The sequence below is a fragment of the Arsenophonus endosymbiont of Aleurodicus dispersus genome, from assembly GCF_900343015.1.
GTDB lineage: Bacteria > Pseudomonadota > Gammaproteobacteria > Enterobacterales > Enterobacteriaceae > Arsenophonus.
Genome location: NZ_LR025108.1, coordinates 352455 through 379428, shown reverse-complemented (window position 1 = coordinate 379428; position 26974 = coordinate 352455). Strand labels below are relative to the sequence as shown.

The window sequence follows — 26974 nt, the reverse complement described above, 5'->3', positions numbered from 1 at the left end:
TATCTAAATTATTTAAGTAACAATTTAGTAAAAAATTATAACTTACTCAGAACTAAATACTTTGTATAAATAAATTATTTGAAATTAATTTTATTAGTTAATATTTATAATATTATTTGCTTTGTCAATTAGATATTTTAATATTATGATTATTTTTATCCAGTTTACTAACGGATGAATTAATGACAATACTAAATAAATTTACACAAGTAACTGATAAAATATACCATCAATTACCCTTAACACTAATGTTACTTAATGATTGGAGTTTCATCACAGTAGCAGGTGTTGATGCGAAAAAATATCTACATAGTCAATTAACCGCAGATATTACCAAATTAAATGCGCAACAACATATATTCACCGCCCACTGTGATGCTAAAGGCAAAATATGGAGTACATTACGGTTATTTCACTATAACGAAGGATTTGGCTATATTTTGCGCACTAGCGTGGCAGCAAAACAACTAAATGCACTTAAAAAATACGCAGTTTTCTCGCAAATAACATTAAGCCAGCAGAACAATATTATGTTGTTAGGTGTTACCGGCCAAGGAGCTCGTGATGCATTAAACAATAAGTTTCCTCTATTAGCAGATCAAAAAAATCCAGTTATTTATCTTGGACAAATGATTGTATTGCACTTTAGTTTACCATTAGAACGTTTTTTAATTGTTACTGATAGCGAGACTGTCGCTGAATTAACAAACTATTTCCATCAACATGATAACAGCCAGCAATGGTTAGCTTTAGATATTGCCGCTGGACTTGCTAATATTGATATTGAGAATAGTAACCAATTTCTTCCTCAAGCAGTTAATCTACAAGCATTACCGGCAAGCATTAGTTTTCAGAAAGGTTGCTATATCGGGCAGGAAATGGTAGCTAGAGCAAAATATCGTGGTGCCAACAAACTAGCTATGTTTTGGTTAGCAGGAGCTGCAAATACGCTGCCAAAAAATGGAGAAGCTATTGAGTGGAAAATAGGTAATAACTGGCGGCGTACTGGAACAGTATTGGCTGCTGCTAACTTAACAAAAGGGTTTATTAGTCTTCAAGTTGTCATGAATAATAACATAACTAAAGATAGTATTTTTCGGTTAGCTAGCGAAACTAATAGCAAACTAATGATTCAACCTTTACCTTATTTATTAACAGATCAGTGAGAACTAATATTTCTGTTGAATATCTTTAGAACAGATATTATCGCATGATATCAAGCTAATGCTTGGATATTATTACGTTAAGCATTCATGAAAATCTTGTCAAGGTTCATAATTTAGTTAAAATATTCTTAGTACTTCTACTTTCTGTTATCATGAATAGATAAGCTAACAAATTAGTTATGTTGAATAATGTGATCATAGTATTAATTTAATAAATTTTACTTAGTGGTAACCTTATAAAAATAAGATAATATAGATAATTAATTACTAATATAACCGGCTATAATGATTTATTAGCTCGTGCTTTATAGCTTACTTGGGCTATGTTTATTCCATATCACATAGTCAGCTTTCCTATTCCATAAGCTAATAGGAACTAAAAGTAATAGTAATTCGCCAAGTAATATTTATTTTTGCTACAGAATGTTATTAGAATATGATGCTTTAACCCCCATAATGAAAAATTTAGCCGTAAATATGAGTATGGTAACGAATACTGATAAAATAAATATCAGTCAGTAATCACTGCAATTAATTATTCTGTTGATAATAGACCTTCATAATATTCCATACTGTTATAATATTGATTATAATAAATTATTAATTTAACTGCATAACATAACCTCTAAAAAAGAGATAAATATCGATTAAAAACGCTATAATAAATAAAAATTAAATTGAAAATAAGATTTTTATCTTAATAAATCAATTAATATTGATAGTAAAAAATTAAATTTAATTGACGCTACTACCTTAATAAACTATCAAAACTTTTAGGCTTTAGCAGTTAATTTTTTTACTCCATCTAACGTTGCTAGCAAAATAATATCAGCAGCACGATTAGCAAATAACCCGACTGTAACAACACCAGCTATTGCATTAATTTTATTTTCAAGCGCTATTGGATTAAGGATTTTTAGATTATAAATATCAAGAATAACATTCCCATTATCAGTAACCACATTTTGCCGATATTCTGGCATACCTCCTAACTTTACTAATTGTCTAGAAACATAAGAACGTGCCATCGGAATAACTTCCACGGGTAATGGAAACTCACCTAATATATCAACCTGCTTAGATTTATCAGCAATAGCAATAAATTGCTTAGCCATTGCCGCAATGACTTTTTCACGTGTTAAAGCAGCGCCACCACCTTTGATCATCATTAAATCTGGATTAAATTCATTAGCCCCATCAATATAAATATCAACTCCATCAAGATCCTTACTATCGATAATAGGAATAGCTAATGATATTAATTTGTCTGTAGAAGCAACTGAACTTGATACTGCACCTTTAATTAAGTGCTTTTTTGTCGCTAAGCGATCAATAAAATAAGCAACAGTAGAGCCTGTTCCAACACCAACTACCATATCAGGTTTTATATATTCCAAAGCAGCACAACCGACTATTTTTTTTAATTTATCCTGTGTCATAATTAGTTGCCTTATTATTGTTTATTGCTAACAATTAATAATTAATAATTATAATTAAATTTTCACCGCTATTGATTAGTAAAATATTACATATTAATAGACAAAATAACATCTAAATTAAATTTTAAAGCGATATTGACGTAATTTTGGTGATTAAATACCCTTACTGTTCCGTTAACACTAGTACTGCCAGCAAAAAATTATGCTGCAGTTTACTCAATAATTAAGCAGCTTGAGAAACTATTAGGCTAGATATTATTAGTAATAGTTCCACTGCCTAAGCAAGGATAAAAACTACTTGTGTTATTACATCAATTTGAATTATTAGAATAATAATTGCTCGGGGAGGAAAGTTATAGCGCAACTACGTCGTTGACTATTAGTCATTGATCTAGTAATACTGGAAAATTATAGGGGTTGGGTTGCATCATATTCTTAATAATGAATAATATAAAATTACCTAACTTAAAATGAAATCAAGTTACTTAACCCTATGTTTAAGCTTTAGAATTGTTAATTACTATATTAAGTATTTAATCAAAATACAGTATAATTATAAGATTAATCATAATAAAAAAATTGAATAAAAGCTAACTAATGCCAGTTAATTAATAGATAGAGCAGTTACTAACCAATAAAAATATTGGTGTGAACAATTATCCACACCAAGATGATTAGCTATTTTGGTTTTGATATAAATGAACATCTATTTGTGGAAATGGTATGCTAATATTATGTGCATCTAACTGCTTTTTAAAATTTTCCATTAAGTCCCAATAAACATTCCATGCATCTAAGTTAGTTGTCCAAACACGTACGACAAAATTAAGAGAAAAAGGTGTTATTTCATGTAACCTAATAGTAAACCCTTTATCATGCTGAATACGTTCATCTGCTGTAATGACATCGCCTAACACTTTTTTAACACGATCAATATCTGAATTATAAGCTACACTAACCATGATTTGAGTACGACGATTAGGTTCACGAGAGGTATTAATAATATTGGCGTTAATTACTTTACTATTTGGTATAACAATAATACGATCATCAGCCGTACGTAATGATGTTGAAAAAATCTGAATATGTTCAACAGTTCCTTCTACCGAACCTAAAATAACATATTCCCCTGACCTCAATGGTCTAAAAATAACTAACAACACACCAGCTGCAAAATTTGATAAAGATCCCTGTAAAGCTAAACCAATAGCCAAACCAGCAGCACCTAAAACGGCAATAACAGAGGCAGTTTGCACTCCTAACTTACTTAATACTGCTATTAAGGTAAATGCAATAATGCCATAACGAACAATTGCTGATAAAAAATCTCTAATTGTCTTGTCTATATCACGTAATGACATTAATCTATTAGTGATACGACTAATCCATTTAGCTATAATCAAACCAGCAAGTAAAATAACTAATGCAAAAACAATATTTATCGCATACTGAATTAATAGATTCTGATGATTAATAAACCAACTCTTTGCCTGATATATTGTTTTTATCACACCATTTTCATCCATATCAATCCTCCCATCTAGAAATAAATAAAATACTAATCATATATCAAAAACTGTATACGGACATAAATAACCTTTAAATTGCTCATTCAACCAATAACTAATTGCTTCATTATCCATTGAAAAGCAAGCACTAATGTAGCTAGTAATATTTTGTCGAAATTTATAATCAATAGCTTATCTCATCCCTGTTCATCAAGGGTAATTTATATTTAAAATATATATCATTCTGAAGATTATCATTTTTATTTTTATGAAAAAAATTATTCTAGATGGATTATGTTTTATAATAAGATAGCTTTTTTATGAATACAAAAAAAATTAACAATATTCTTGACATAGCAATTTTTTGAAAAATAGTAACAAAAAAGGTTAATACCAGGAAAAATAATTCTATTACCGCATTCCAGAAATAATAGGATGTCAAGATTAAATTTATGCAATATTATATATTTTACATAATTAAATGTCATTTAATACACAATGATACTTATATAAATGAGTGAAATTATTTAACTTAATTTTAATAATAACTGCATAAGCTGCATTTGTTATTAACAATTGCTGATTAATAAACCATGTTAAAGAGTAATGTGATAGCCATAACTACCAAAATTATCTATTGCAATAATATTAGATTATAGCTATTCAATAGCTAATAGTTATTATGAATAATCCACTAATTAAACTGTTTGTTCAACTTTAAATGTAGATAATAATTCAATTTTAAATATTATACGCTTACTTTTAACCATCAATAAACCTTGTTGGAAATCACCGCAGCAAAAACTACTAACACTGAACTAGCAGGAAATAAGATACCGATAAAAAAATAAGTGTATAAATCACCACCAAGTTATAACTACGACCTAATAGTTAAATACTATTTAACCAACATCACAGGAACACAAAGAAACTCTACCACCAGAAATAAAAAAATATGGTATCATGAATGGTTACATCAATAGGCTTTGTATAAGCAGCAGAATGACAGACTACATAACAAAATCAGCTAAAAACTATATCTAAATACCTTAAGCTCATCTAAGCTAAAAATATTTACTAGATAGAAAATATTTTATTCAATTTTTTAAAAAAATTAATGGGCTGAATTACACTAAGCTTATAGAATTTAACTCCATCACGAGTATCTTTTATTCATCGCTGGTGAATATATGATTACCAAGCATAAGGTTATGGTAATTAATTATCCGCTTATTTATGGTGTGAATAAGAGGGTATATGTTTTTACTTTCACAAAAGTAGCTAAGAAGCTTAGTTTTCTATAAGCCACTTCATAAACACCAGAACTAATTGTATTAATAACAGATATAATATAAAATTATTTTCAGTTTAAGTAGATAGGTTATTAATTAAGCTAACTAAGTAAGTTAGATATTATTCTCTTCAATTGATTTTAATTTATATACCTAGCTGTTTAAATCTCAAATAAAAAATAAAGGTTATAGTCATAATAATTTTACTTATATCAATTATATCAAGAATTTAATATCTAGAATAATAGAATTTAATCATTTCATTAATTTATATACTACTAACATAAATTATTAGTAATAAATATCAATATTACTGCGGTAGTAGCAAAAATATTTTTATATAAATATGTAACAAATAGTTAATTACATTAACTAATAAAAATTTAGATTTTTTTAATAGCTCCTTGATTTAATTTTAATAAAGTAGCGATTAACAAATCGAATAATACTTACAACAAATTTATTTTGTTGGAATAAAAAAATTATTTTTTCTTTGCTTTTGGATTATATAAATCAGTAATACTTCCCTCAAATATTTGAGCTGCCATACCAATTGACTCGTATAACGTTGGGTGAGCATGAATAGTTAATCCAATATCTTCTGCATCACACCCCATTTCAATCGCTAAGCTAATTTCACCAAGTAATTCACCACCATTAATACCGACAACAGCTCCGCCAATAATGCGGTAGGTTTCTTTATCAAAAAGAAGCTTAGTCATACCATCTGAACAATCAGATGTAATAGCACGACCAGAAGCGGACCATGGAAAAGTTGCTATTTCATAACTAATACCTTTTTCTTTAGCTTCTTTTTCCGTCAAACCTACCCAAGCCACCTCTGGTTCAGTATAAGCAATCGAAGGAATAACTTTTGGATCAAAATAGTGTTTTAATCCTGAAATAACTTCAGCTACTACATGACCTTGATGTACACCTTTGTGAGCTAACATTGGCTGACCTACAATATCACCAATGGCATAAATATGAGGCACATTAGTACGCATCTGTTTATCTGTGTGGATAAAACCTTGATTATCTACTTCTACTCCTGCTTTACCTACATCAATTAATTTACCATTTGGTATACGACCAATTGCCACTAAAACAGCATCATAGCACTGTGGCTTTTTCGGCGCATTCTTGCCTTCCATTGTGACGTAGATACCATCTTTTTGGGCTTCTACCTTAGTAACTTTAGTCTTCAGCATTAAATTAAACTTTTTACTTATCTTTTTAGTAAAAATATTAATAATATCCTTATCTGCTGCCGCAATAACCTGATCTAACATTTCAACAACATCAATTTCTGATCCTAATGTATTATACACTGTTCCCATTTCTAAACCTATGATACCACCTCCTATCACTAACATACGCTTAGGTACTTTTCTTAGTTGCAAAGCAACAGTAGAATCCCATACTCGTGGATCATCATGAGGAATAAATGAAAGCTGGATAGGACGTGAACCCACAGCAATAATAGCATTATCAAAATTTATTGTTGTATTTTCTTTTTCACCTTTAACGACCAATGTATTAGCGCCAGTAAATTTACCTATCCCATTAACAACTCTAACGTTACGCTTTTTTGCCATACCTGACAAACCAGTTGTTAACTGACAAATAATTTTTTCTTTCCATAACCGTACTTTATCAATATCTGTTTTTGGGGCAGTAAATTCGATCCCATGTACCGCCAATGCCTTAGCTTCTTCAATCACTTTCGTAATATGCAATAATGCTTTGGAAGGAATACAACCAACATGAAGACAAACACCCCCTAATGTTGCATAACGCTCGACCAAAACAATATCTAAATTAAGATCTGCACAGCGAAAAGCTGCTGAATAACCAGCAGGGCCAGCACCTAAAACCACTACTTGGGTTTTAATTTCAGTACTCATTATGACCTCTTACTTTTGTTGTCCGGTTGGTAAGACGACAAAATTTATAACCACCGAAACGTGTGTACTATACCAACAGAATAACATCTTTAATAATGCTCTAACGTGACATAACTCTCAACCTATAGAATTAGTTAGAAAAAATTATGTATGTAATTACTAATAATAAATAAGTCAACATACAGTCAATATATTTATTACATAACCAACCGGCGAATATCACTCATTAACCATGCAATACGAGCAACAAAACGCGCGCCGTCTGCACCATCAATTACACGATGATCAAAAGATAGTGATATAGGTAATATAAGACGTGAAATAAACTCACTGCCATTCCATACTGGCTTCATTGATGAGCGAGATAGACCCATAATAGCAACTTCTGGCGCATTAATAATCGACGTAAAACTTGTAATACCAATACCACCTAAGCTAGAAATAGTAAAGCTGCCACCTTGCATATCAGACGGAGTTAACTTTCCGGCACGTGCTTTATTCGATACTTCCATTAATTCTTTAGAAAGCTCAATAATACCTTTCTTATTAACATCTCGAATAACAGGCACAACTAAACCATTTGGAGTATCAACGGCAATACCAATATTAACATATTTTTTCAATATTAATCGTTTAGTATCCACAGAAATTGAACTATTGAAACGAGGCATTTCTTCTAATACTCGAGCCACAATTTTCATGAAAAAAACTAGTAGTGTAATTTTTATTCCAGTTTTTAACTTTTCCATCTCTGTATTTTGCTGCTTACGGAAAGATTCTACTTCGGTAATATCAGCATCTTCCATAACAGTTACATGCGGGATCATAACCCAGTTACGACTTAAATTAGCGCTAGATATTTTTTGAATGCGACCTAGTTCAATTTCTTCCACTTCACCAAATTTACTAAAATCTACTGTTGGCCACGGTAACATGCTTGGCAAACCTCCAGCTGGAGTCGCTCCAATTGCAGAATTTTTTACCATCTCTTTTAAATAGTCCTGAACATCTTCACGCAAAATACGACCTTTACGCCCAGTTCCATTTACATTAGCTAGATTAACCCCAAATTTACGAGCTAAACGGCGAATAATTGGTGATGCATGCACATAAGCATTATTTTCAATAAATGTATTTTTAGTATCATAAATACCACTGGCATTTGTTGTGTATGAGGAATGAGGTAATTCATAATATGAAGCCTCTAATTTTGTTTCTATTTTATCGCTGTTAGCTTCCGCATTTATAGATGAAGAAACTCCAGTGACATCAACTGCAAAAATCATAATAAGTGAACCAGTTTTAACTTTATCACCCTTAGAAATCTTAATTTCTTTAACTTTGCCGGCAAAAGGTGCTGGTAATTCCATCGAAGCCTTTTCACCTTCTACGGTAATTAATGACTGCTCAACATTAACTTTATCGCCCACTTTTACCATAAGTTCAATAACTTCAAATTCATCTGCGCCAATATCAGGTACAAAAACTTCCTTTAATTGACTTTTTACTAGATTATCTTTGCTATCTTCTTGATCAGCATTTATCTCTGAGGTTGTTTTAGCGCGAGCTCCTATTATTTCTTCATCTGTATCAAAAATCATGATTAATTTACCGGTTGTTACCTTGTCACCAACTACCACTTTAATTTCTTTAACTTTGCCGGCAAAAGGTGCTGGTAATTCCATCGAAGCCTTTTCACCTTCTACAGTAATTAACGACTGCTCAACATTAACTTTATCGCCCACTTTTACCATAAGTTCAATAACTTCAAATTCATCTGCGCCAATATCAGGAACTTTAATTTCAATAGACATTTATTTTACCTCTTAGACTAAACGAGGGTTAATTTTTTCTGGGTTAATGTTATATTTTTTGATAGCTGCATCAACCAATTGAAAATTTATTTCACCACGTTTTGCTAATTTACCCAATGCAGCTACTACCACATAGGAAGTATCAATCTCAAAATAATGCCGAAGGTTTTCACGACTATCTGAACAACCAAAACCATCAGTACCCAAAACATGATAATCACTTGTAGGAATGTAGGAACGAATTTGTTCAGCAAATAATTTCATATAATCTGTTGAAGCAACTGCAGGCGCATCATTCATTATTTGAAAAATATAAGGTACAAGAGGTTTATCAATTGGATGTAACATATTCCAACGCTCACAATCCTGTCCTTCACGAGCTAATTCAGTAAATGACGTTACACTATAAACATCAGAAGCAATACCGTACTCACTAGATAAAATTTTTGCTGCTTCACGAACATGACGCATCATTGAACCAGATCCTAATAATTGAATTTTGCTATTTTCACCTTTTAGTGACTCAAGTTTATAGATACCTTTACAAATACCTTCCTCAACACCAGAAGGCATCGCTGGCATATGATAATTTTCATTCAAAGTAGTAATATAATAGTAAATATTTTCTTGTTTATCACCATACATACGAACTAAACCATCATGCATAATCACAGCAACTTCATAAGCATAAGCTGGATCATAAGAGATACAGTTAGGTATAGTTAGTGACTGGATATGGCTATGACCATCTGCATGTTGCAAACCTTCACCATTCAATGTAGTACGCCCTGAAGTTCCGCCAATTAAAAAGCCACGTGCTTGCTGGTCTCCTGCTGCCCAAACTAAATCACCAATACTCTGAAAACCAAACATGGAATAATAAATATAAAACGGGATCATCGGTAAGTTATTTGTGCTATATGATGTAGCAGCCGCTAACCAAGATGCTCCAGCCCCTAACTCATTTATTCCTTCTTCAAGAATTTGACCTTTTTTATCTTCTTTGTAGTAAGAAACTTGTTCACGATCTTGAGGGGTATACTGCTGTCCATTCGGACTATAGATCCCAATTTGACGGAATAAACCTTCCATACCAAAAGTACGTGCTTCATCAGCAATAATTGGCACTAAATGATCTTTAATTGAGTTATTTTTTAACATTATATTTAAAGCACGTACAAATGCTATCGTAGTAGAAATATCTTTATTTTGCTCTACTAATAATTTGCTAAAAGATTCTAGGCAAGGAATATCTAATTGTTTATCAAATGTAGGATTCCGTACTGGTAAATACCCACCTAAGGCCTGACGACGTTCATGTAGATATTTATATTCATCTGAATTCTTTTTAAAAGAAATAAAAGGCAATTGTTCTATTTGATCATCTGCTACAGGTACATTAAAGCGATCACGAAAATAACGAATTCCTTCCAGTTTCATTTTTTTTACTTGATGGGCAATATTTTTACCTTCAGCAGTATCACCCATACCATAGCCTTTAACTGTTTGAGCTAAAATAACTGTCGGCTTACCTTTAGTGTCTCTAGCTTTTTTAAAAGCTGCATAAACCTTTTTCGGATCATGACCACCGTAGTTTAACAACCAAATTTCATCATCAGTCATATCCTTAACTAAGGCACTTGTCTCATGGTAACGATTGAAGAAATGTTCACGAACATAAGCACCATCTTTAGAATTAAATGTTTGATAGTCACCATCCAAAGTTTCATTCATCAACTTAATTAGTTTACCTGAAGTATCTTTACGTAATAATTCATCCCATCGGTCACCCCATAGGACTTTAATGACCTGCCATCCTGCACCTCTAAATATACCTTCTAATTCATTAATAATCTTACCATTACCAATAACGGGCCCATCAAGGCGTTGTAAGTTACAGTTTATCACAAAAATAAGGTTATCTAACTTTTCACGAGTAGCTATCGTGATGGCACCTTTAGATTCAGGTTCATCCATTTCACCATCACCAAGAAAAGCATAAACAGTCTGAACTGTGGTATCCTTTAAACCTCGGTGTTGTAAATATTTTAAAAATTTTGCTTGATAAATAGCACTAATAGGACCTAATCCCATTGACACCGTAGGAAATTGCCAAAACTCAGGCATTAATTTAGGATGAGGATAAGAGGAAAGACCATTGCCACCAATTTCTTGCCGAAAATTATCCATTTGCTCTTCAGTAAGACGACATTCTAAAAATGCGCGAGCATAAATACCAGGCGAAATATGTCCTTGGAAATAAACTAAATCTCCACTAAATTTTTTATTTTTTGCCTGAAAGAAATGATTAAAACATACTTCATATAAAGTTGCAGAAGACTGGAAAGAAGCTATATGACCACCCAACTCTAGATCTTTATTAGAAGCTCGTAAAACCGCCATTAAAGCATTCCAACGAATCACAGAGCGAATACGACGCTCTAAATTTATGTTACCTGGATAACAAGGCTCATCCTTTACGTTAATATCGTTGATATAATCACAGGTTACAGAACATGCTGCGATACTAACTCCGCCCTTACGGGCTTGTTGTGACACTTGATCAATAAGATACTGAGCACGATCAACACCTTCTTCACGGATGACCGATTCTATCGCCTGTAACCAGTCGCTAGTTTCGATCGGATCCACGTCATTCTTCGACATATCTGACATGGCCTATTCCTTTTCCTTATCTATTTTTAATATAGTTATTCGGCTATCTTTTGAAGATATTTACTAAACCAGAAAGAAGAACAAAAGATAGTTACTACTTACTGCCGCTACTTTGTCTCTAAAAAATAAGAGGGATAATACCGCCGCAGCAATAACAAATCTGTAATTTTGATATTATTGTATTCTACGTAAGGGAATACCAACGTAGTATATAACCACCACTAATGTCCAACCAAATCTCCTCAATAAATGCTAAATAACGATGTGCAGTTACTTTAAGTTCACGTGCGATAGCAGTATCTTTACATTATTTTAATAATAGCTTCAATCGTGGTTTAACCAATGTTATTCTTCTTTTTACCTGAATTAAAAGTAATATATAAAATATTTGGTATTAAAATTCTAATAACAACTATATTGCTAATTACTATTCTTGTATTGTATTTTTCCATATTGGAAATATACGACAAATTTAGTTAAATAAGAACAAAAATATATCCTGTATTGCCATTTTATTTAAACTATACCTATTACCTAATATCAAGGTTAACATTATTGAAATGATTAAAACATGGATTTAAAATACTGAAATATCACGTTTACCATCATGCCATCTATTTTACTTATAAAAAATTAAGTAAAGTTTTTATTTCAAATAAATATAAAACAATAGAAATTATTTCTAGATCTAGACTGTTAATTTATTATCTTTTTAGCAAAAATATATGATTAATATCAAGATAACCTGATCAAACTTTAATATAAAATAAAATTAATTTAACTAACACTAATACTAGTAGTTGTAATTACTAGATTTGTATTTACTATGTATTTGCTAATTTTAAATTACTTCTTAACTAATAAATCTTTTAATAATATGAAAATATTATTATGTTAATACTTTTTTAAACAGGATTAAATAAAATATCTTGAAATTTACCATTCAATTTTATTGAAAGATAAGATACATGAGTTATATTGTTGCTATCACTGGCGGAATAGGAAGCAGCAAAAGTACTATTTTTGATAAATTTTCCTCCTTATGAGGAGCAATAATTGATGTAGATATCATTTTAAGCAAAAAAATTATGCCTAACACCTATGCTATTAATATGATTAAATAACATTTTGGGGTTGTCCCATTATTAACAATCTAGAGCTAACCGTGTGCTAGTAATTGACATAAAACGATAATAACAAATAGTTTGTATAATTAAGCGTGACAGAATTAGTAACAAAAAATATTTTATATAACTAAGTTAACCGAACAAGGAGCTTACAAAAAGCAGATGATATAATCAATAATCAAGATAAAACCTTAACAATTAATAAAAATATAACTAAATTACATCATAAGTATTTGCAATTAGCTATGAACGCTTCTTAGGAAAAACATAAAAATAATACTATTACTACTATTGTTTATGAACATCCATAGATAACTATATACTCAAATATATCCATATAACCCCAGTTTTTCTATCTCCTTTTTATATAAAAACAGTAAACATAGTATTTATTGTACCTGATAAGTTATCATTTAAATTACTATGTTATTAAGAGCTATTATGCGATATAAGTTATCTAGCAAGATAAGTAGTACTTATTTTGCTAGCAAATAATGTCAATCCTATTACTCTAAAAAAAATGTAAAGTTATTCTAAAATCTGGAAATTCATGTTTTAAAATCTGTAATAATTGACCTAAACTAACATGACAATACTTATATTTTTTCACTGATCAACATAAAAAATTCATTACTACACATTTTAAGCATTTAAAATATATTTGTTAACTTATACTTTGCTTAATATGCTTATTACATCATATTTTAAAGTTTCTAGCATATTAGAAAACATACCAAAAGATTCACGCTTATATTCTTGTTTTGGATCTCTTTGTGCATAGCATCGTAAATGAATACCCTTTCGTAAATAATCCATTGCAGCTAAATGTTCTTTCCATAATATATCAAGAGTTTGTAGCATAATACTCTTCTCAAAATTACGCATCATATCACTACCTATAATTTTCTCTTTTTCCTTATAAGCTACAATTGTTTTTTCTAGAATACGGTTACGTAAAGTTTCTTCATGTAATTCTGGTTCTTTATCCAACCACTCTTGAAGAGGTAATTCTAAATTAAAATCGTTGCTTAACCGCTTTTGTAAACCATACACATCCCACATCTCTTCTAAAGATTGGCGAGGAATATAAGCATCAATAGTTACGTTTATAACATCTTCACGAATACTGTTAATTGTTTCGCTAATATCATCAACATCTAATAAATCATTGCGCTGTGAATAGATAGCTCGACGTTGATCGTTATCAACATCATCATATTCCAAAACTTGTTTTCTAATATCAAAGTTCAGGCTTTCAACTTTACGCTGTGCATTAGCGATAGCTTTAGTTATCCAAGGATGTTCAATCGCTTCGCCAGGTTTCATACTTAATTTACGCATCATTCCTACCACTCGATCAGAGGCAAAGATACGCATTAAAGAATCTTCCATTGAAAGATAAAAACGGGATGAACCTGGATCACCTTGGCGTCCAGAACGTCCGCGTAATTGGTTATCAATACGACGAGATTCATGCCGTTCTGTACCAATAATATGCAAACCACTAGCAGCAATTACTGCTTCATGACGCTCTTGCCATACTTTCTTAATTTGATCAATTTGCTCCTTACTAGCACCCTTTAGTTTAGATATTTCTGCTTGCCAGCTACCTCCTAATACAATATCTGTACCTCTACCTGCCATATTAGTGGCAATAGTTACTAAACCTGCCTGCCCGGCTTCAGCAATAATATCTGCTTCCATAGCATGAAACTTAGCATTTAAAATATTATGGGTAATTTTAGCTTTAGTTAGCTCCCGTGAAATTATTTCTGATTTTTCTATTGAAATAGTTCCTACTAATACAGGTTGGCCTCTGCTAATATATTTAAGAATGTCATCGACAATGGCAGATAATTTATCCACTTCGGTTATATAAACTAAATCAGGTAAATCATTGCGGATCATAGGACGATTAGTTGGAATAACAATTGTGTCCAATTTATAGATACTTCTAAACTCAAAAGCTGCTGTATCAGCAGTACCAGTCATACCTGCCAGTTTTTCGTATAGACGAAAATAATTTTGAAAGGTAATGGATGCTAATGTTTGATTCTCATTTTTAATTTCAACCCCTTCTTTTGCCTCAACAGCTTGATGCAATCCATCTGACCAACGGCGTCCGTCCATTGTACGTCCTGTATGTTCATCAATAATAATAATCTGACCATCTTTAACAATATAATCTACATCAAGATTGAAAAGTGTATATGCTCGTAAGGCAGCCATAACATGGTGCATAAGTATAATATTAACCGGAGAATACAGTAATTCGCTTTCTTCTATTAAATTTGATTTTGTTAATAATTGCTCAATTAATTCTAATCCACGTTCTGTCAACGTAACTTGACGTAATTTTTCATCAACAAAAAAATGACCTGTACCTTGAAAAGTAGCTGAATCTTCTTTTTCTTGTTGTTTAAAATTAGGTATTAATTTATCTACTTTTTTATATATATCTGAACTATATTCTATAGGTCCTGAAATAATTAATGGAGTACGAGCTTCATCAATTAAAATAGAATCAACTTCATCGATTAATGCGTAATGGAGTTTACGCTGCACACGTTCTTCTGGGCTAAAAGCCATATTATCACGCAAATAATCAAAAACATATTCATTATTAGTTCCATAGGTAATATCGGCAGCATAGGCTTCACGCTTCAATAACGCGGACATACCTGGTAAATTAATACCGACTGTCATACCAAGAAATTCAAACAATAATCGATTATTTTCTGCATCACGTTTAGCTAAATATTCGTTTACAATAACAATATGAACACCTTTACCCGTTAAAGCATTTAAATATGCAGGTAATGTAGATGTTAATGTCTTTCCTTCACCAGTACGCATCTCTGCAATACATCGCTCATTAAGTACCATACCACCTAATAACTGAACATCAAAATGCCGCATATTGAATACTCGTTTACTAGCTTCGCGAACAGTTGCAAACGCCTCCGGCATCAAATCATTTAATGTTGAACCTGATTTAAGGTGCTGACGAAATTTATTAGTCTTTGCTTTAAGTTCTTGGTCAGACAATTTTTCAAATTTAGGCTCTAACTGATTAATAATATCAACAAATTTCCCTAAACGACGTAAAGTACGATCATTAACACTACCAAAAATTTTGGTTAGTAACTTAGTTAACATAAATATTTTGCTCAATTTTGGAACTATCTATATTATTTTGTTTGAACTAATATAATTAATATATTAAGTTAAATATATGGTTACTATAAGAATCAATATAACGTATATGAAATGCCCAGCTAGAATACCATGATAAAAGAACCCCATAACGCAGTTTGGTAGCTAATGTGATAGGAAGATTGTATTAATGAATAGGTAAAAATTTAATTATTAGAACAAATAAAATTAATAATATATTAAATAGTCTAAAGCCAATTATAAATTTGATGTGCATATTTAAATTAGTTTACAGCTGCTTTCATATATCTTAAACTAAAAACATAAAAGTAAACTTTCGAATGATATTAAGTAAGGCATGCTAATGCCATTTACGTCACAATTATAAAAAATATGATATTTACTAACTGCTATTAGATAATCTAATAATAAATTTTGCTTTACCTACAATAACTTTTGATAAAAGTTTCAGTATGCTACTAATATTAGGTGTGTTCAAAAATATTGTTTACTAAAATATAGCTAAATATCTAATATTCATTGAATATAATATATGACGTGGAGTAAAAATGCGAGACAGTTATCCCCAATCTTTAACTTTTTTGTTAAAAAAGAGCAATATTAAATTAAATACCTTAAAAACTATTCAACAACGTGCACATGCCTTAATTAAACTCAATAATACTGTCATTAGCCTACTTCCTCTCGAGTTAAAGGCTTGGTGTAAAGTAGCTAATTATCGTCAACATATTTTGATTATAGAGGTTACAAATGCTAGCCGAAAAATACGACTAAACTATGAACTTCCTAGGTTAGTATCAAAATTACGTAATACTAATTTACCATTTTTATCTTCAATCAACCTAAAAATTAATCCATCATTATCATCTAAAAAATCAAAAAATTACTTAGCAATTCAGCAAATAGCTATAACCCCACCAAAACAAATAATAAGCAAGCTAAGCAAAAAAAGTGCAAAGATAATTAGTAAACTAGCAAAAAAAAGTCCAAAAAAACTAAAAGAAAAATTAGAGCGACTAGCTGCTTTGACTAAATAGAATACTAAAGCGTCAACAAAAGTAACGTAATAGAGAAAATTATCCATTGATATACCATATATAGAATATTATGCTTAATTGTTGAGGTGGTTTAAAATTCAACTGGCATTGACGATTATTCTTATAACGTCACCATATATCAAGCAGATTATTTTAAATAAAAAAGACTGTAATAATTTGTTATTCAATGCATGAACTGATTTATACGCAGTAAAAACACCGATAATATTATAACCAGACATAAATAAATCGCTAATAGCATCTAGCATTTTATGCAGTACTAATTCATCTATCTAAAAAAACGCAAGTAATCTTAATTTAATACAATAGAATAACAAAAAAAATAGCAAACTTAAACATAACACTTTAGTTGGCTAATTTTATGTATTCACTTTACTTTGGTCACTATTTTATCGCTTACTCAAATATATAATAGAGGAATAATTTATTTAAAGATCAAGCTAATTTTATTATTTATAATATAACTTACTAAGTTATTAGCAATATTTGAGCTAACCATAAAATTAGTATGGAATAATGTTTTTATTTAAATATATAAAAATTAGTGGCGTAATTTATTATTTGGTAACTATTTTAATGAGCTAAAAGCTCTTACACTGTGTGGTATTAATGTAGTTAAATAAATCTTTAAAATGTGACTTAGTTAGGAGAAATAAATGTTAAAGCGTGAAATGAATATTTCAGATTATGACCAAGAACTATGGCAGGCAATAGAAAATGAAGTTAAGCGTCAGGAAGAACATATTGAGTTAATTGCTTCAGAAAATTATACTAGTCCAAGAGTTATGCAGGCTCAAGGTTCACAACTTACTAATAAATACGCCGAAGGATACCCTAGGAAACGTTACTATGGGGGTTGTAAATATGTTGATATTATTGAACAACTTGCTATAGATCGCGCCAAAACTTTATTTGATGCAGATTTTGCTAATGTTCAGCCACACTCAGGTTCGCAAGCTAATACGGCTGTTTATATGGCCTTATTAAAACCAGGGGATACAATATTAGGCATGAATTTAACACATGGTGGACATTTAACCCATGGCTCACCTGTTAATTTTTCTGGTAAATTTTATAATATAATTACTTATGGTATAGATGAAAAAGGTAAAATTAATTACGAAAATATAGCTACTCAGGCACAAATACATAAACCTAAAATGATTATTGGCGGTTTTTCCGCTTATTCAGGTCTGATAGACTGGGCTAAAATGCGTCAAATTACAGATAGCATAGGTGCTTATTTATTTGTTGATATGGCGCATGTTGCTGGTTTAATAGCGGCTGGTGTTTATCCTAATCCTGTTACACATGCACATGTTGTGACGACGACTACTCATAAAACTTTGTGTGGACCTCGAGGTGGTTTGATTTTGGCTAAAGGTGGTGATGAAGCGTTTTACAAAAAACTAAATTCTGCTGTATTCCCTGGTACTCAGGGTGGTCCATTAATGCATGTTATTGCCGGGAAAGCGGTTGCACTAAAAGAAGCAATGGAGCATGAGTTTAAAATTTATCAGCAACAAGTAGCTAAAAATGCGAAAATAATGGTTGAAATCTTTATTAATCGTGGTTACAAAGTTATTTCTGGTGGTACTTACAACCATTTATTTTTATTAGATTTAGTAGATAAAGAGCTAACTGGTAAAGAGGCAACCGCGGCGCTTAGTCTTGCTAATATTACTGTAAATAAAAATTGCATACCAAATGATCTTAAAAATCCATTTATTACTTCAGGTATTCGTATTGGTTCACCTGCTATTACTCGTCGTGGTTTTAAAGAAATAGAATCAGCAGAATTGGCTAATTGGATATGTGATATTTTGGATAAAATTAATAACTATAATGTGATCTACAAAATAAAACAAAAAGTATTATCAATTTGTCAACAGTTTCCTGTTTATACATAAATAAATTAAAATTTAGGAATCCACTTCAGCCTATTTTAGTTGTTATCTAACCCATGCTTTTTGCATATATAATTTTATATAATAATAAATAAATATTTTTCATTAACACGGTTGCTGGCGTTAAATTATTTCAATTATTTTTTTATGAAAAATTTTTGGCTTTTATCGTAATTTAGCTAAATATTCAAGGGATCGCTTAACTCAGTCTGCATTTCTGGCACTATTTTTTTCACTATACGAGTACTCCCAACTAGCAGATTGCCAGAAGTTAGATAATTATACCCGCCCCCAAAGTTGGTTACAACTCCACCAGCTTCACGAACTAATAGTTCTCCAGCCATAAAATCCCAAGGTTTCAAGCCAATCTCAAAAAAGGCATCGATACGGCTAGCGGCAACATAAGCTAAGTCCAAAGCTGCTGAACCAGCTCGGCGAAAATCAGAGCATTTATTAAATAATTTAGCAATAATATTAATATATGCTGCTAAATGTTGTTTTGCCTTGAAAGGAAAACCAGTAGCAATAATGGCCCCTTCTAGTTCATTATTATTTTTAATACGAAGACGGTAACCGTTTAATTGTGCTCCTTGCCCACGAACTGCAGTAAATAACTCATTAAGCATAGGATTATAAATAGCAGATACTTCTGTACGGCCGTTAATACGTACTGCTATGGATACGGCAAAATGGGGTAACCGTTTAGTAAAGTTAGTTATCCCATCTAAAGGATAAATAATCCACTGAATATCATTTTTTTCACTAAGTATTTGACCTCTCTCTTCCGAGAGAATAGAGTGAGTAGGATAAAATTTATGAATAACTTCAATAATAATTTGTTCTGCTTTTTTAGCAATATTGGTTAATAAGTTATTTTCACCTTTTGCCATTATTTCGATAATGTCAAATCTTTCATAGCTTTTAGCAAAAAAACTACCTGCTTGGCGGGCTGCTCGTATAGCAATAGTTAGCATTGGATGCATGGATTATTTCCACTAGAATGTTTTAAAAACAGGATTAAACTAATTCATTAGTATAACAAAAATTAGTTAATATAACTATGGGTTTGGTAATTAATTTCATTACTAATACCAAATAATGAAAATCATGCGAGAAAATAGTTTAATATTTTAGTTAAAACCTAAGATACCAAAAAAATTAGATCTCAGTACTAAGAATAGCTAATTTATATCTAGTTAATCCACTAATATTAACATATTCACGAATTATTATATTATCTATTGTTATTAATGATATTATTAGTTAAACAACGTGTCAATATTAAATCAAGCCTTGCTTAATACTTATTACAAGTATGGGCGTTAGTACTTTGTATCTGGATTTATTTTATATTCTGGATTTATTTTTATATTAAGCAACTTTTCTCAACTTCATAAAAACGAACTAGTTACCAGCTAACCCTAGCAGTGGATATTTATTAAGTTGATAAACTAAAAATATTTTTTATTGAGCAAGTTATTTCTGCTGTTGATAAATATATCAATCCAACTCCTTGTCAGGAAAGAAAAAATTTCAAGAGAGAGATCGTTATTTTAATCTTGTACTATGGACTAAGATAAGTTATCGTTTTACTAGTTTTCTTAGTAAAATTAACTTAGAAGAATTGTTCAATAACCAAGAAGTTGCTTATCTTCAAGATAATGATAACATCATTTCAAAGTGACTCATCAACCTAAATCAATTTATGGAGCTAGTTAGTTAATGAAACTACCAATTTATTTAGACTACTCAGCTACCACACCAGTTGATCCCCATGTTGCTAAAAAAATGATGCAGTGTATGATGATAGATGGTAATTTTGGTAATCCATCATCACGTTCTCATGGTTTTGGCTGGCGGGCTGAAGAGGCTGTTGATATTGCAAGAAATCAAATTGCTGAGTTAGTCAATGCGGACCCTCGGGAGATTGTTTTTACTTCAGGAGCGACGGAATCTGATAACCTAGCTGTGAAAGGTGTTGCCAATTTCTATCAAAAGAAAGGTAAACATATAATTACCAGTAAAACCGAGCATAAAGCAGTTTTAGATACTTGTCGTCAACTTGAGCGTAAAGGGTTTAAAGTGACTTACCTTTCACCACAAAATAATGGTCTTATTAATATACATGAACTTGAAGGAACTATGCGTGATGATACCATTTTAGTTTCTATAATGCATGTTAATAATGAAATTGGTATTATTCAAGATATTGCCTCTATCGGTGAACTTTGCCGCGATCACGGAATTTTCTTTCATGTTGATGCAACCCAAGCCGTAGGTAAATTACCTATTAATTTAAATGAACTTAAAGTTGATTTAATGTCTTTCTCAGCACATAAACTATATGGACCAATGGGTATTGGTGCACTTTATGTGCGTCGTAACCCCCGTATTAGACTTGAAGCCCAACAACATGGTGGTGGTCATGAACAAGGTATACGCTCAGGGACATTACCTGTCCACCAAATTGTAGGAATGGGTGAAGCTTATCGAATTGCTAAAGCTGAAATGGCGATAGAATCTGATAGATTAAGAGCTTTACGTCAACGTTTATGGGACGGTATTAAAAATATCAAAGCAGTTTACCTTAATGGCGATTTGTTAAATGGTGCACCTCATATTCTAAATGTAAGTTTTAACTATGTGAAAGGTGAATCATTGATGATGGTACTTAAAGATTTGGCTATTTCATCAGGTTCTGCGTGTACATCAGCAAGCCTAGAACCTTCATATGTGCTAAGAGCATTAGGAATGAATGATGAGTTAGCACATAGTTCAATTCGTTTCTCATTTGGTAGATTCACTACAGAAGAAGAAATCGATTATGCTATCCAACTAATCCATAATGCGATAAATAAGCTGCGTAATTAATATCAAATAGAGGAGATAGATAAATAGAGTATTAATAGTAAAAGATCATATAATAATTTTATAATATGTAATATTATAAAATAATAATTGATTATCATAAAAATATACATAACGTAATATGTTTTTATTATAATGATTTAACATGTGGATATTATGATAATAGGTGAATCTTAGTTTAGTTAAGTCATAAAACTATAAATTGATAAATCAAGTGAAGTTAAATATTTACAAAATATATAATTTAATTAGGTAAAGAATATACTCTAGTACATCAAGATTGATCTGAATTTTATATAGTGACATCAAATTATGTTAGCATAGATAGCATAGCTAATGGTAAGGTAAATGTTAACCATAGTATTTTTATCTTAATAATTAATTTAAAATTATTATAGTGATCTTGTTTTTACTTTTAGTCATACATGAGATGAGTAATAAGTTGCAAGCACATAATTAAAAGCTAATTAATACTACTTGCTCAATTTATATTAATATTCAACTCTAATATGATAAAGATAATTATTTTACAGTTATTAGAAGGGTTCAACCCGTGAAATATAGTTTGCATGAATATTATAAACGTTGCCCTAGCTTATGATAAATCACAAATTATTGCCTTAATGGGAACTATAATATCCTTTATATTCAGAAGAGCAAAAAACGTTCATCAATATATATAATTTTACAACTAAAAGGTGCTATTTATGGCACCTTTTTATTTATTTTTATGCTAAAAAGAAACTTTTACTAATATTAGTTAAGTTATGCAATTAATTTAAATTTATGTTTTCTTATGACAGGAAATTATCTGAATATATATTCACAATAAAAAAAATATTAATTAGCCTAATATTAAAGAAAAGAGCGCCTCTTTAAGCTTGATTTATTTGTGTTGATCACAGATTTACTAATTTAAATTAATCCAATTAATTTTTCTTAAATTATTTTAATAGCCTGATGATAAAATAATTTTATTTAGATCTTCTTCCACTTTAGAATAATATAAATTTAAAGATATTTATCAATATAATAGTAATAACAACTTTTGAATAAAAACAACAAGGAAATAGATGGTTACATAATCAGTTGACAATTCAATAAACTATCTTCACTCTGTAAAGGCAAATTAAAATGATGTGCCAGTATTAGAGCCGTAAAATTTTTCTTAAGATAAAATCCACGCGGTAGCGTCATTATCATTTGGCCGTGTCTACCTATTCCTTTGGTCAATGATTTATTATTGGCAGCTTTAGGGCGTATTTGTAGTACCTGACCATAGCTGGCGGTAAGACTTTCAACCTGACCTAATACGATCATATTCATTAACTCTTCCCAATCTCTTTTAAGCAATTGCTCTTCAATTGTATTTGGACTCCAAAGTAGTGGTGAAGCTACTCTTCGCTTTGCTAATGGAATTTGACGCTCACCTTCAATAGGTATCCATAAAACTCGTGATAGCTTATTACGTACATGACTAGAAAGCCAGGTTACTCCACTATTACCAGTTAAGGCTGCCACACAAACGAAAGTTGTTTCTAATGGTTTACCATAGTGGTTAATAGGGATGGTCTTAAGTTCAATACCAAGATGAGCAAAATCTTGTTCTACTTTGCTACCAGCATTTGCACCTAAACAATATTCTAACAACTGACCTACCCAACCTTTAGCATTTTTAAGATCTTTAGGGATTGCAATACCTGTATAATAAGCTAGTTCAGCCATTGTATAACCAGCTAGGTTTTTGGCTTTACTCAGTAAGCTTTGTTCATTTTCATGGTAAAGATGAGAAAATTGCATAATTTATACCTTGATAAAGAATTATCAATTAAATTTATACACATAGTAAAAATATTTAATAATAATTCATTGAAAATGAATTTATTTTATCAAAATTCCATATATTTTTTATGTTATGAACTTAATATAATAGGTAATAAATAAGATATTAGCTATAGTTAGTTATCCATAATTACACAAGATAACTATAATAAAAGACCTTTACTGGTCTAATTTAAAAATTTAACAGGATGATTTAGAAGTCTTATTATTATATTTAACAGGTAATCATAATTATTAAAATATATCAGTACTACCAGCAAAGTCATTTATCTATGTATGATGGATATTAATGATATTGTTAGTAGGTAAGTAACTTTTAAATGTATAAAATTTTTTGATGTACTAGCTGATGTAGTAAAACTAGGCATAGAGGCATGCTAGTAGTGTTTCAACAGGAGTTATAACTAAAATGTTTAATAACTATTAATTTGTTATCTAATAACTGCTGTTTGCAGGCCAGTGATTTTATTTACACAATTTAAAATTAAATTATTGCAGCTGTTCAGCAGCAATGTTTAAACTTAACTATAGTGAAATAATAAACCAAATTAATTAGATCAATAAAGGTTAGTGATGAGTCAGGTATATAATTTTAGCGCTGGTCCGTCCATGTTGCCGGTAGAAGTGTTACATTGTGCACAACAAGAACTTTGTAATTGGAACGCGATGGGTGTTTCAGTGATGGAAATCAGCCACCGTAGTGAAGCATTTATAGAGATAGTCAAACAAGCTGAACAAAATCTACGAGAATTACTCAAGATACCTAAAAACTATAAAGTCCTTTTTTGTCACGGTGGAGCTCGTGGGCAATTTTCCTCCTTACCATTAAATTTATTTCAGCCTAATGAAACAGTTGACTATATAATTTGCGGTTATTGGGCAAAGTCTGCGGCGCAAGAGGCAAAAAAATATTGTACTGTTAATGAAATTGATATTAGGATAGAAAAATCAGCTTATTTAAGCGTAAAACAAATGGATCAGTGGCAATTAACAAATAGTGCTAAATATATTCATTATTGTCCGAATGAAACGATTGATGGTATTGCTATTCATACACTACCAAATTTTTCAGATAAAAAAATTGTAATTGCTGATTACTCTTCAGCGATCTTATCGCGACCACTTGATGTTAGCCGTTTTGGTGTTATTTATGCCGGTACGCAAAAAAATATTGGTCCAGCAGGCATTACATTAGTTATCATTCGGGATGATTTGTTAGGGCGAGCGAGAAAGGAAACACCTTCAATCCTTAATTATACGATATTAGTGAAAAATAACTCAATATATAATACACCACCAACTTTTGCTTGGTATCTTTCAGGTATGGTATTAAAATGGTTAAAAAAGCAGGGTGGATTACAAGAAATAGAAAGACGTAATCAAGAAAAAGTCCGCTTACTGTATGATGTTATTGACAACAGCAAGTTTTATATTAATCAAATAGATCCAGTTAATCGTTCGTTAACTAATATTCCGTTCCAAATAGTAAAACCTAACTTAGATAATAAATTTATCAAAGCTGCAGAACAACAAGGGTTACTTTTTTTAAAAGGACATAAAACAGCCGGTGGCATGCGTGCTTCAATTTATAATGCTATGCCTTTGGCTGGTGTGCAGAAGCTCGTTGATTTTATGATTTATTTTGAACATCAAAATAAATAAATTAATTATATAATTCAGATCGTATAAACCAATAAAATTGGTATAAATATGATGTAACTAATTTATTAAACTTTGTTATTTGATAATCTACTGTAAATACCAGCTTTAACAATACAACCCATTTCTTACGTTGAAAGTACTGTCAATCTCCCTAGCTAGAAAATATTTCTAATCAACATTAACGTAAAGTAAAACTGTATTAAATAATATTACTGCTAGTTTGGTATCAAATATCAGTTATTACATAATCTTATTATATAAATAATATTTTACTAAAATAAATATTTTTTAGGGTAGCTACGCCGCGAATGGAAAAGCGCTCTATCAGCTTGAACTTATTATTCATAATATTTATAACTAGTGGTTTAAAAATAACTTATTAACTGCGATGGAGGTAGAATTAACATAAAGTATAAGAAAGACGGAACTATATTCGTATTTCACCACCTAAATTATTATAGTATGCCGAAATAAAAATTTATAATGATCATAGGATGAATGATATGTTTAACTTTTCTATTTGTTAGATAGACAAGTTTTAGATCTAAATTATACCACCAATCCTTTTCTAAACTATTTTCCTCAGCTAGAAGAATTAAATTCTAGATACTAGCGTATGTAATATTATCATAATACTGAAAGATGAGTATTATTTCTGTAAAGTTAAATGTGATCTAAACATCTCTTTATTTTCCTTAATAAAATTAATTAAATATAGTAGGGTACTGATTATCCTGATATAAAATTTTTGTTAAAAATATAATTTTATTTAAAAGGAGGAGTATAATGATATTTTTACCACCAGTTATTACGGTTGATGGTCCAAGTGGCGCAGGTAAAGGTACATTATGTCAAGCATTGTCAAATAAACTAGGTTGGCAGTTACTTGATTCTGGCTCCATTTACCGTGTTCTAGCTTTAGCAACGTTACATCATCATGTTGATATTAAATCTGAAGAAGTATTAGCGCTATTAGCAGCTAATCTTTGTGTCTGTTTTAAACCAAGAGAAAAAAAATTAATTGTTATGCTTGATGGAAAAGATGTTAGTAATGAAATTTGTAGCGAAGTTATTGGTAATACCGCATCTATTACCGCAACCTTTCCTCGCGTTAGAGAAGCATTATTGCTTCGTCAAAGAGCATTTCGTACTAAACCAGGTTTGATTGCTAATGGCCGCGACATGGGTACCGTAGTTTTTCCGGATGCACCGGTAAAGATTTTTCTAGATGCCACACCAGAAGAGCGCTCTCGTAGAAGGATGCAACAATTGCAGGAAAAGGGCTTTAATGTTAAATTAAGCAATATTTTAACTGATATTAAAGATCGCGATTATCGTGATCGTAATAGGATCATTGCACCATTGATACCTGCAAAAGATGCATTGATCCTAGATTCAACAAATTTGTCTATTGAAGTGGTAATTAACCAGACACTTGCTTATATAAAAAACAAATATTATCATACTATTTGATAGAGCTGAATTTGTGTTAAGTTAAGTAGGGCTTTGCAAAAATGATTTTTGCAAGTTA

The 26974-nt window shown here is 30.8% G+C and carries 14 protein-coding genes and 2 pseudogenes; 6 read left to right on the top strand and 10 right to left on the bottom strand.

Translation table 11 applies throughout. From position 1 onward, the window contains the following. The first annotated feature begins 182 nt into the window (after window positions 1-182). Entirely contained in the window at window positions 183-1166 is a 984-nt protein-coding gene (gene ygfZ / locus WBAF_RS01295; protein WP_121463280.1) for a tRNA-modifying protein YgfZ, read from the top strand. Window positions 1167-1939: 773 nt separating this feature from the next. Here the strand turns inward: ygfZ and rpiA are convergent. The 7 genes and pseudogenes from rpiA to secA all read right to left on the bottom strand — a co-directional run. Next, complete coding sequence (gene rpiA, locus WBAF_RS01290; RefSeq protein WP_121463279.1) at window positions 1940-2605, bottom strand: ribose-5-phosphate isomerase RpiA; 666 nt, start codon at window positions 2603-2605, stop codon at window positions 1940-1942. A gap of 674 nt (window positions 2606-3279) precedes the next feature. Next, a complete protein-coding gene (gene mscS, locus WBAF_RS01285) occupies window positions 3280-4131 on the bottom strand; it encodes a small-conductance mechanosensitive channel MscS (RefSeq protein ID WP_121463278.1) in 852 nt (283 codons plus the stop codon). A gap of 36 nt (window positions 4132-4167) precedes the next feature. Further along, window positions 4168-4302, bottom strand: coding sequence for a YacL family protein (locus WBAF_RS01280; protein WP_121463277.1), 135 nt, complete (start codon window positions 4300-4302; stop codon window positions 4168-4170). Window positions 4303-5887: 1585 nt separating this feature from the next. Then, window positions 5888-7312: a dihydrolipoyl dehydrogenase gene (gene lpdA / locus WBAF_RS01275; RefSeq protein ID WP_121463276.1), complete on the bottom strand. Its 1425-nt coding sequence runs from the start codon at window positions 7310-7312 to the stop codon at window positions 5888-5890. A gap of 197 nt (window positions 7313-7509) precedes the next feature. Further along, a complete protein-coding gene (aceF, locus tag WBAF_RS01270) occupies window positions 7510-9126 on the bottom strand; it encodes a pyruvate dehydrogenase complex dihydrolipoyllysine-residue acetyltransferase (protein ID WP_121463275.1) in 1617 nt (538 codons plus the stop codon). A 12-nt stretch (window positions 9127-9138) separates the two neighbouring features. Next, window positions 9139-11802, bottom strand: a complete 2664-nt coding sequence (aceE, locus tag WBAF_RS01265) for a pyruvate dehydrogenase (acetyl-transferring), homodimeric type (protein ID WP_121463274.1) — start codon at window positions 11800-11802, stop codon at window positions 9139-9141. A gap of 1799 nt (window positions 11803-13601) precedes the next feature. Then, window positions 13602-16088 (bottom strand): annotated as a pseudogene (secA, locus tag WBAF_RS01260) (preprotein translocase subunit SecA); the annotation flags it as partial. Between the two features lie 566 nt (window positions 16089-16654). On the opposite strand from secA, the gene WBAF_RS01255 reads away from it, so the two are divergent. Continuing rightward, on the top strand, window positions 16655-17143 hold the full coding sequence (locus WBAF_RS01255; RefSeq protein ID WP_121463273.1) for a DUF721 domain-containing protein: 489 nt from the start codon (window positions 16655-16657) through the stop codon (window positions 17141-17143). A gap of 152 nt (window positions 17144-17295) precedes the next feature. On the opposite strand, the pseudogene WBAF_RS01250 reads toward WBAF_RS01255, so the two are convergent. Continuing rightward, a pseudogene (locus WBAF_RS01250) lies at window positions 17296-17433 on the bottom strand (UDP-3-O-acyl-N-acetylglucosamine deacetylase); the annotation flags it as partial. A 387-nt stretch (window positions 17434-17820) separates the two neighbouring features. Here WBAF_RS01250 and glyA point away from each other — a divergent pair. Next, window positions 17821-19074 (top strand): serine hydroxymethyltransferase, encoded by a 1254-nt coding sequence (gene glyA, locus WBAF_RS01245; RefSeq protein ID WP_121463272.1) that lies wholly within the window; start codon window positions 17821-17823, stop codon window positions 19072-19074. Between the two features lie 176 nt (window positions 19075-19250). On the opposite strand, the gene suhB is transcribed toward glyA, so the two are convergent. Further along, a complete protein-coding gene (gene suhB, locus WBAF_RS01240) occupies window positions 19251-20054 on the bottom strand; it encodes an inositol-1-monophosphatase (RefSeq protein WP_121463271.1) in 804 nt (267 codons plus the stop codon). A 739-nt stretch (window positions 20055-20793) separates the two neighbouring features. Here suhB and WBAF_RS01235 point away from each other — a divergent pair. Beyond that, window positions 20794-21942 (top strand): IscS subfamily cysteine desulfurase, encoded by a 1149-nt coding sequence (locus WBAF_RS01235; RefSeq protein WP_121463270.1) that lies wholly within the window; start codon window positions 20794-20796, stop codon window positions 21940-21942. A 1074-nt stretch (window positions 21943-23016) separates the two neighbouring features. Here WBAF_RS01235 and mutH read toward each other — a convergent pair. Next, entirely contained in the window at window positions 23017-23739 is a 723-nt protein-coding gene (mutH, locus tag WBAF_RS01230) for a DNA mismatch repair endonuclease MutH (protein ID WP_121463269.1), read from the bottom strand. A gap of 615 nt (window positions 23740-24354) precedes the next feature. Between mutH and serC the strand changes: the two genes are divergently transcribed. Continuing rightward, the gene (gene serC / locus WBAF_RS01225; protein WP_121463268.1) at window positions 24355-25443 is read left to right on the top strand and encodes a 3-phosphoserine/phosphohydroxythreonine transaminase; all 1089 of its coding nucleotides are present in this window, start codon (window positions 24355-24357) and stop codon (window positions 25441-25443) included. Between the two features lie 786 nt (window positions 25444-26229). After that, the gene (gene cmk / locus WBAF_RS01220) at window positions 26230-26916 is read left to right on the top strand and encodes a (d)CMP kinase (RefSeq protein WP_121463267.1); all 687 of its coding nucleotides are present in this window, start codon (window positions 26230-26232) and stop codon (window positions 26914-26916) included. Window positions 26917-26974: the final 58 nt, after the last annotated feature.

What these genes read in the sequence shown, in the direction of transcription:
- ygfZ (WP_121463280.1), top strand. Translation starts at nt 183, where the DNA reads ATGACAATACTAAATAAATTTACACAAGTAACTGATAAAATATACCAT.
- rpiA (WP_121463279.1), bottom strand. Translation starts at nt 2,605, where the DNA reads ATGACACAGGATAAATTAAAAAAAATAGTCGGTTGTGCTGCTTTGGAA.
- mscS (WP_121463278.1), bottom strand. Translation starts at nt 4,131, where the DNA reads ATGGATGAAAATGGTGTGATAAAAACAATATATCAGGCAAAGAGTTGG.
- lpdA (WP_121463276.1), bottom strand. Translation starts at nt 7,312, where the DNA reads ATGAGTACTGAAATTAAAACCCAAGTAGTGGTTTTAGGTGCTGGCCCT.
- aceF (WP_121463275.1), bottom strand. Translation starts at nt 9,126, where the DNA reads ATGTCTATTGAAATTAAAGTTCCTGATATTGGCGCAGATGAATTTGAA.
- aceE (WP_121463274.1), bottom strand. Translation starts at nt 11,802, where the DNA reads ATGTCAGATATGTCGAAGAATGACGTGGATCCGATCGAAACTAGCGAC.
- WBAF_RS01255 (WP_121463273.1), top strand. Translation starts at nt 16,655, where the DNA reads ATGCGAGACAGTTATCCCCAATCTTTAACTTTTTTGTTAAAAAAGAGC.
- glyA (WP_121463272.1), top strand. Translation starts at nt 17,821, where the DNA reads ATGTTAAAGCGTGAAATGAATATTTCAGATTATGACCAAGAACTATGG.
- suhB (WP_121463271.1), bottom strand. Translation starts at nt 20,054, where the DNA reads ATGCATCCAATGCTAACTATTGCTATACGAGCAGCCCGCCAAGCAGGT.
- WBAF_RS01235 (WP_121463270.1), top strand. Translation starts at nt 20,794, where the DNA reads ATGAAACTACCAATTTATTTAGACTACTCAGCTACCACACCAGTTGAT.
- mutH (WP_121463269.1), bottom strand. Translation starts at nt 23,739, where the DNA reads ATGCAATTTTCTCATCTTTACCATGAAAATGAACAAAGCTTACTGAGT.
- serC (WP_121463268.1), top strand. Translation starts at nt 24,355, where the DNA reads ATGAGTCAGGTATATAATTTTAGCGCTGGTCCGTCCATGTTGCCGGTA.
- cmk (WP_121463267.1), top strand. Translation starts at nt 26,230, where the DNA reads ATGATATTTTTACCACCAGTTATTACGGTTGATGGTCCAAGTGGCGCA.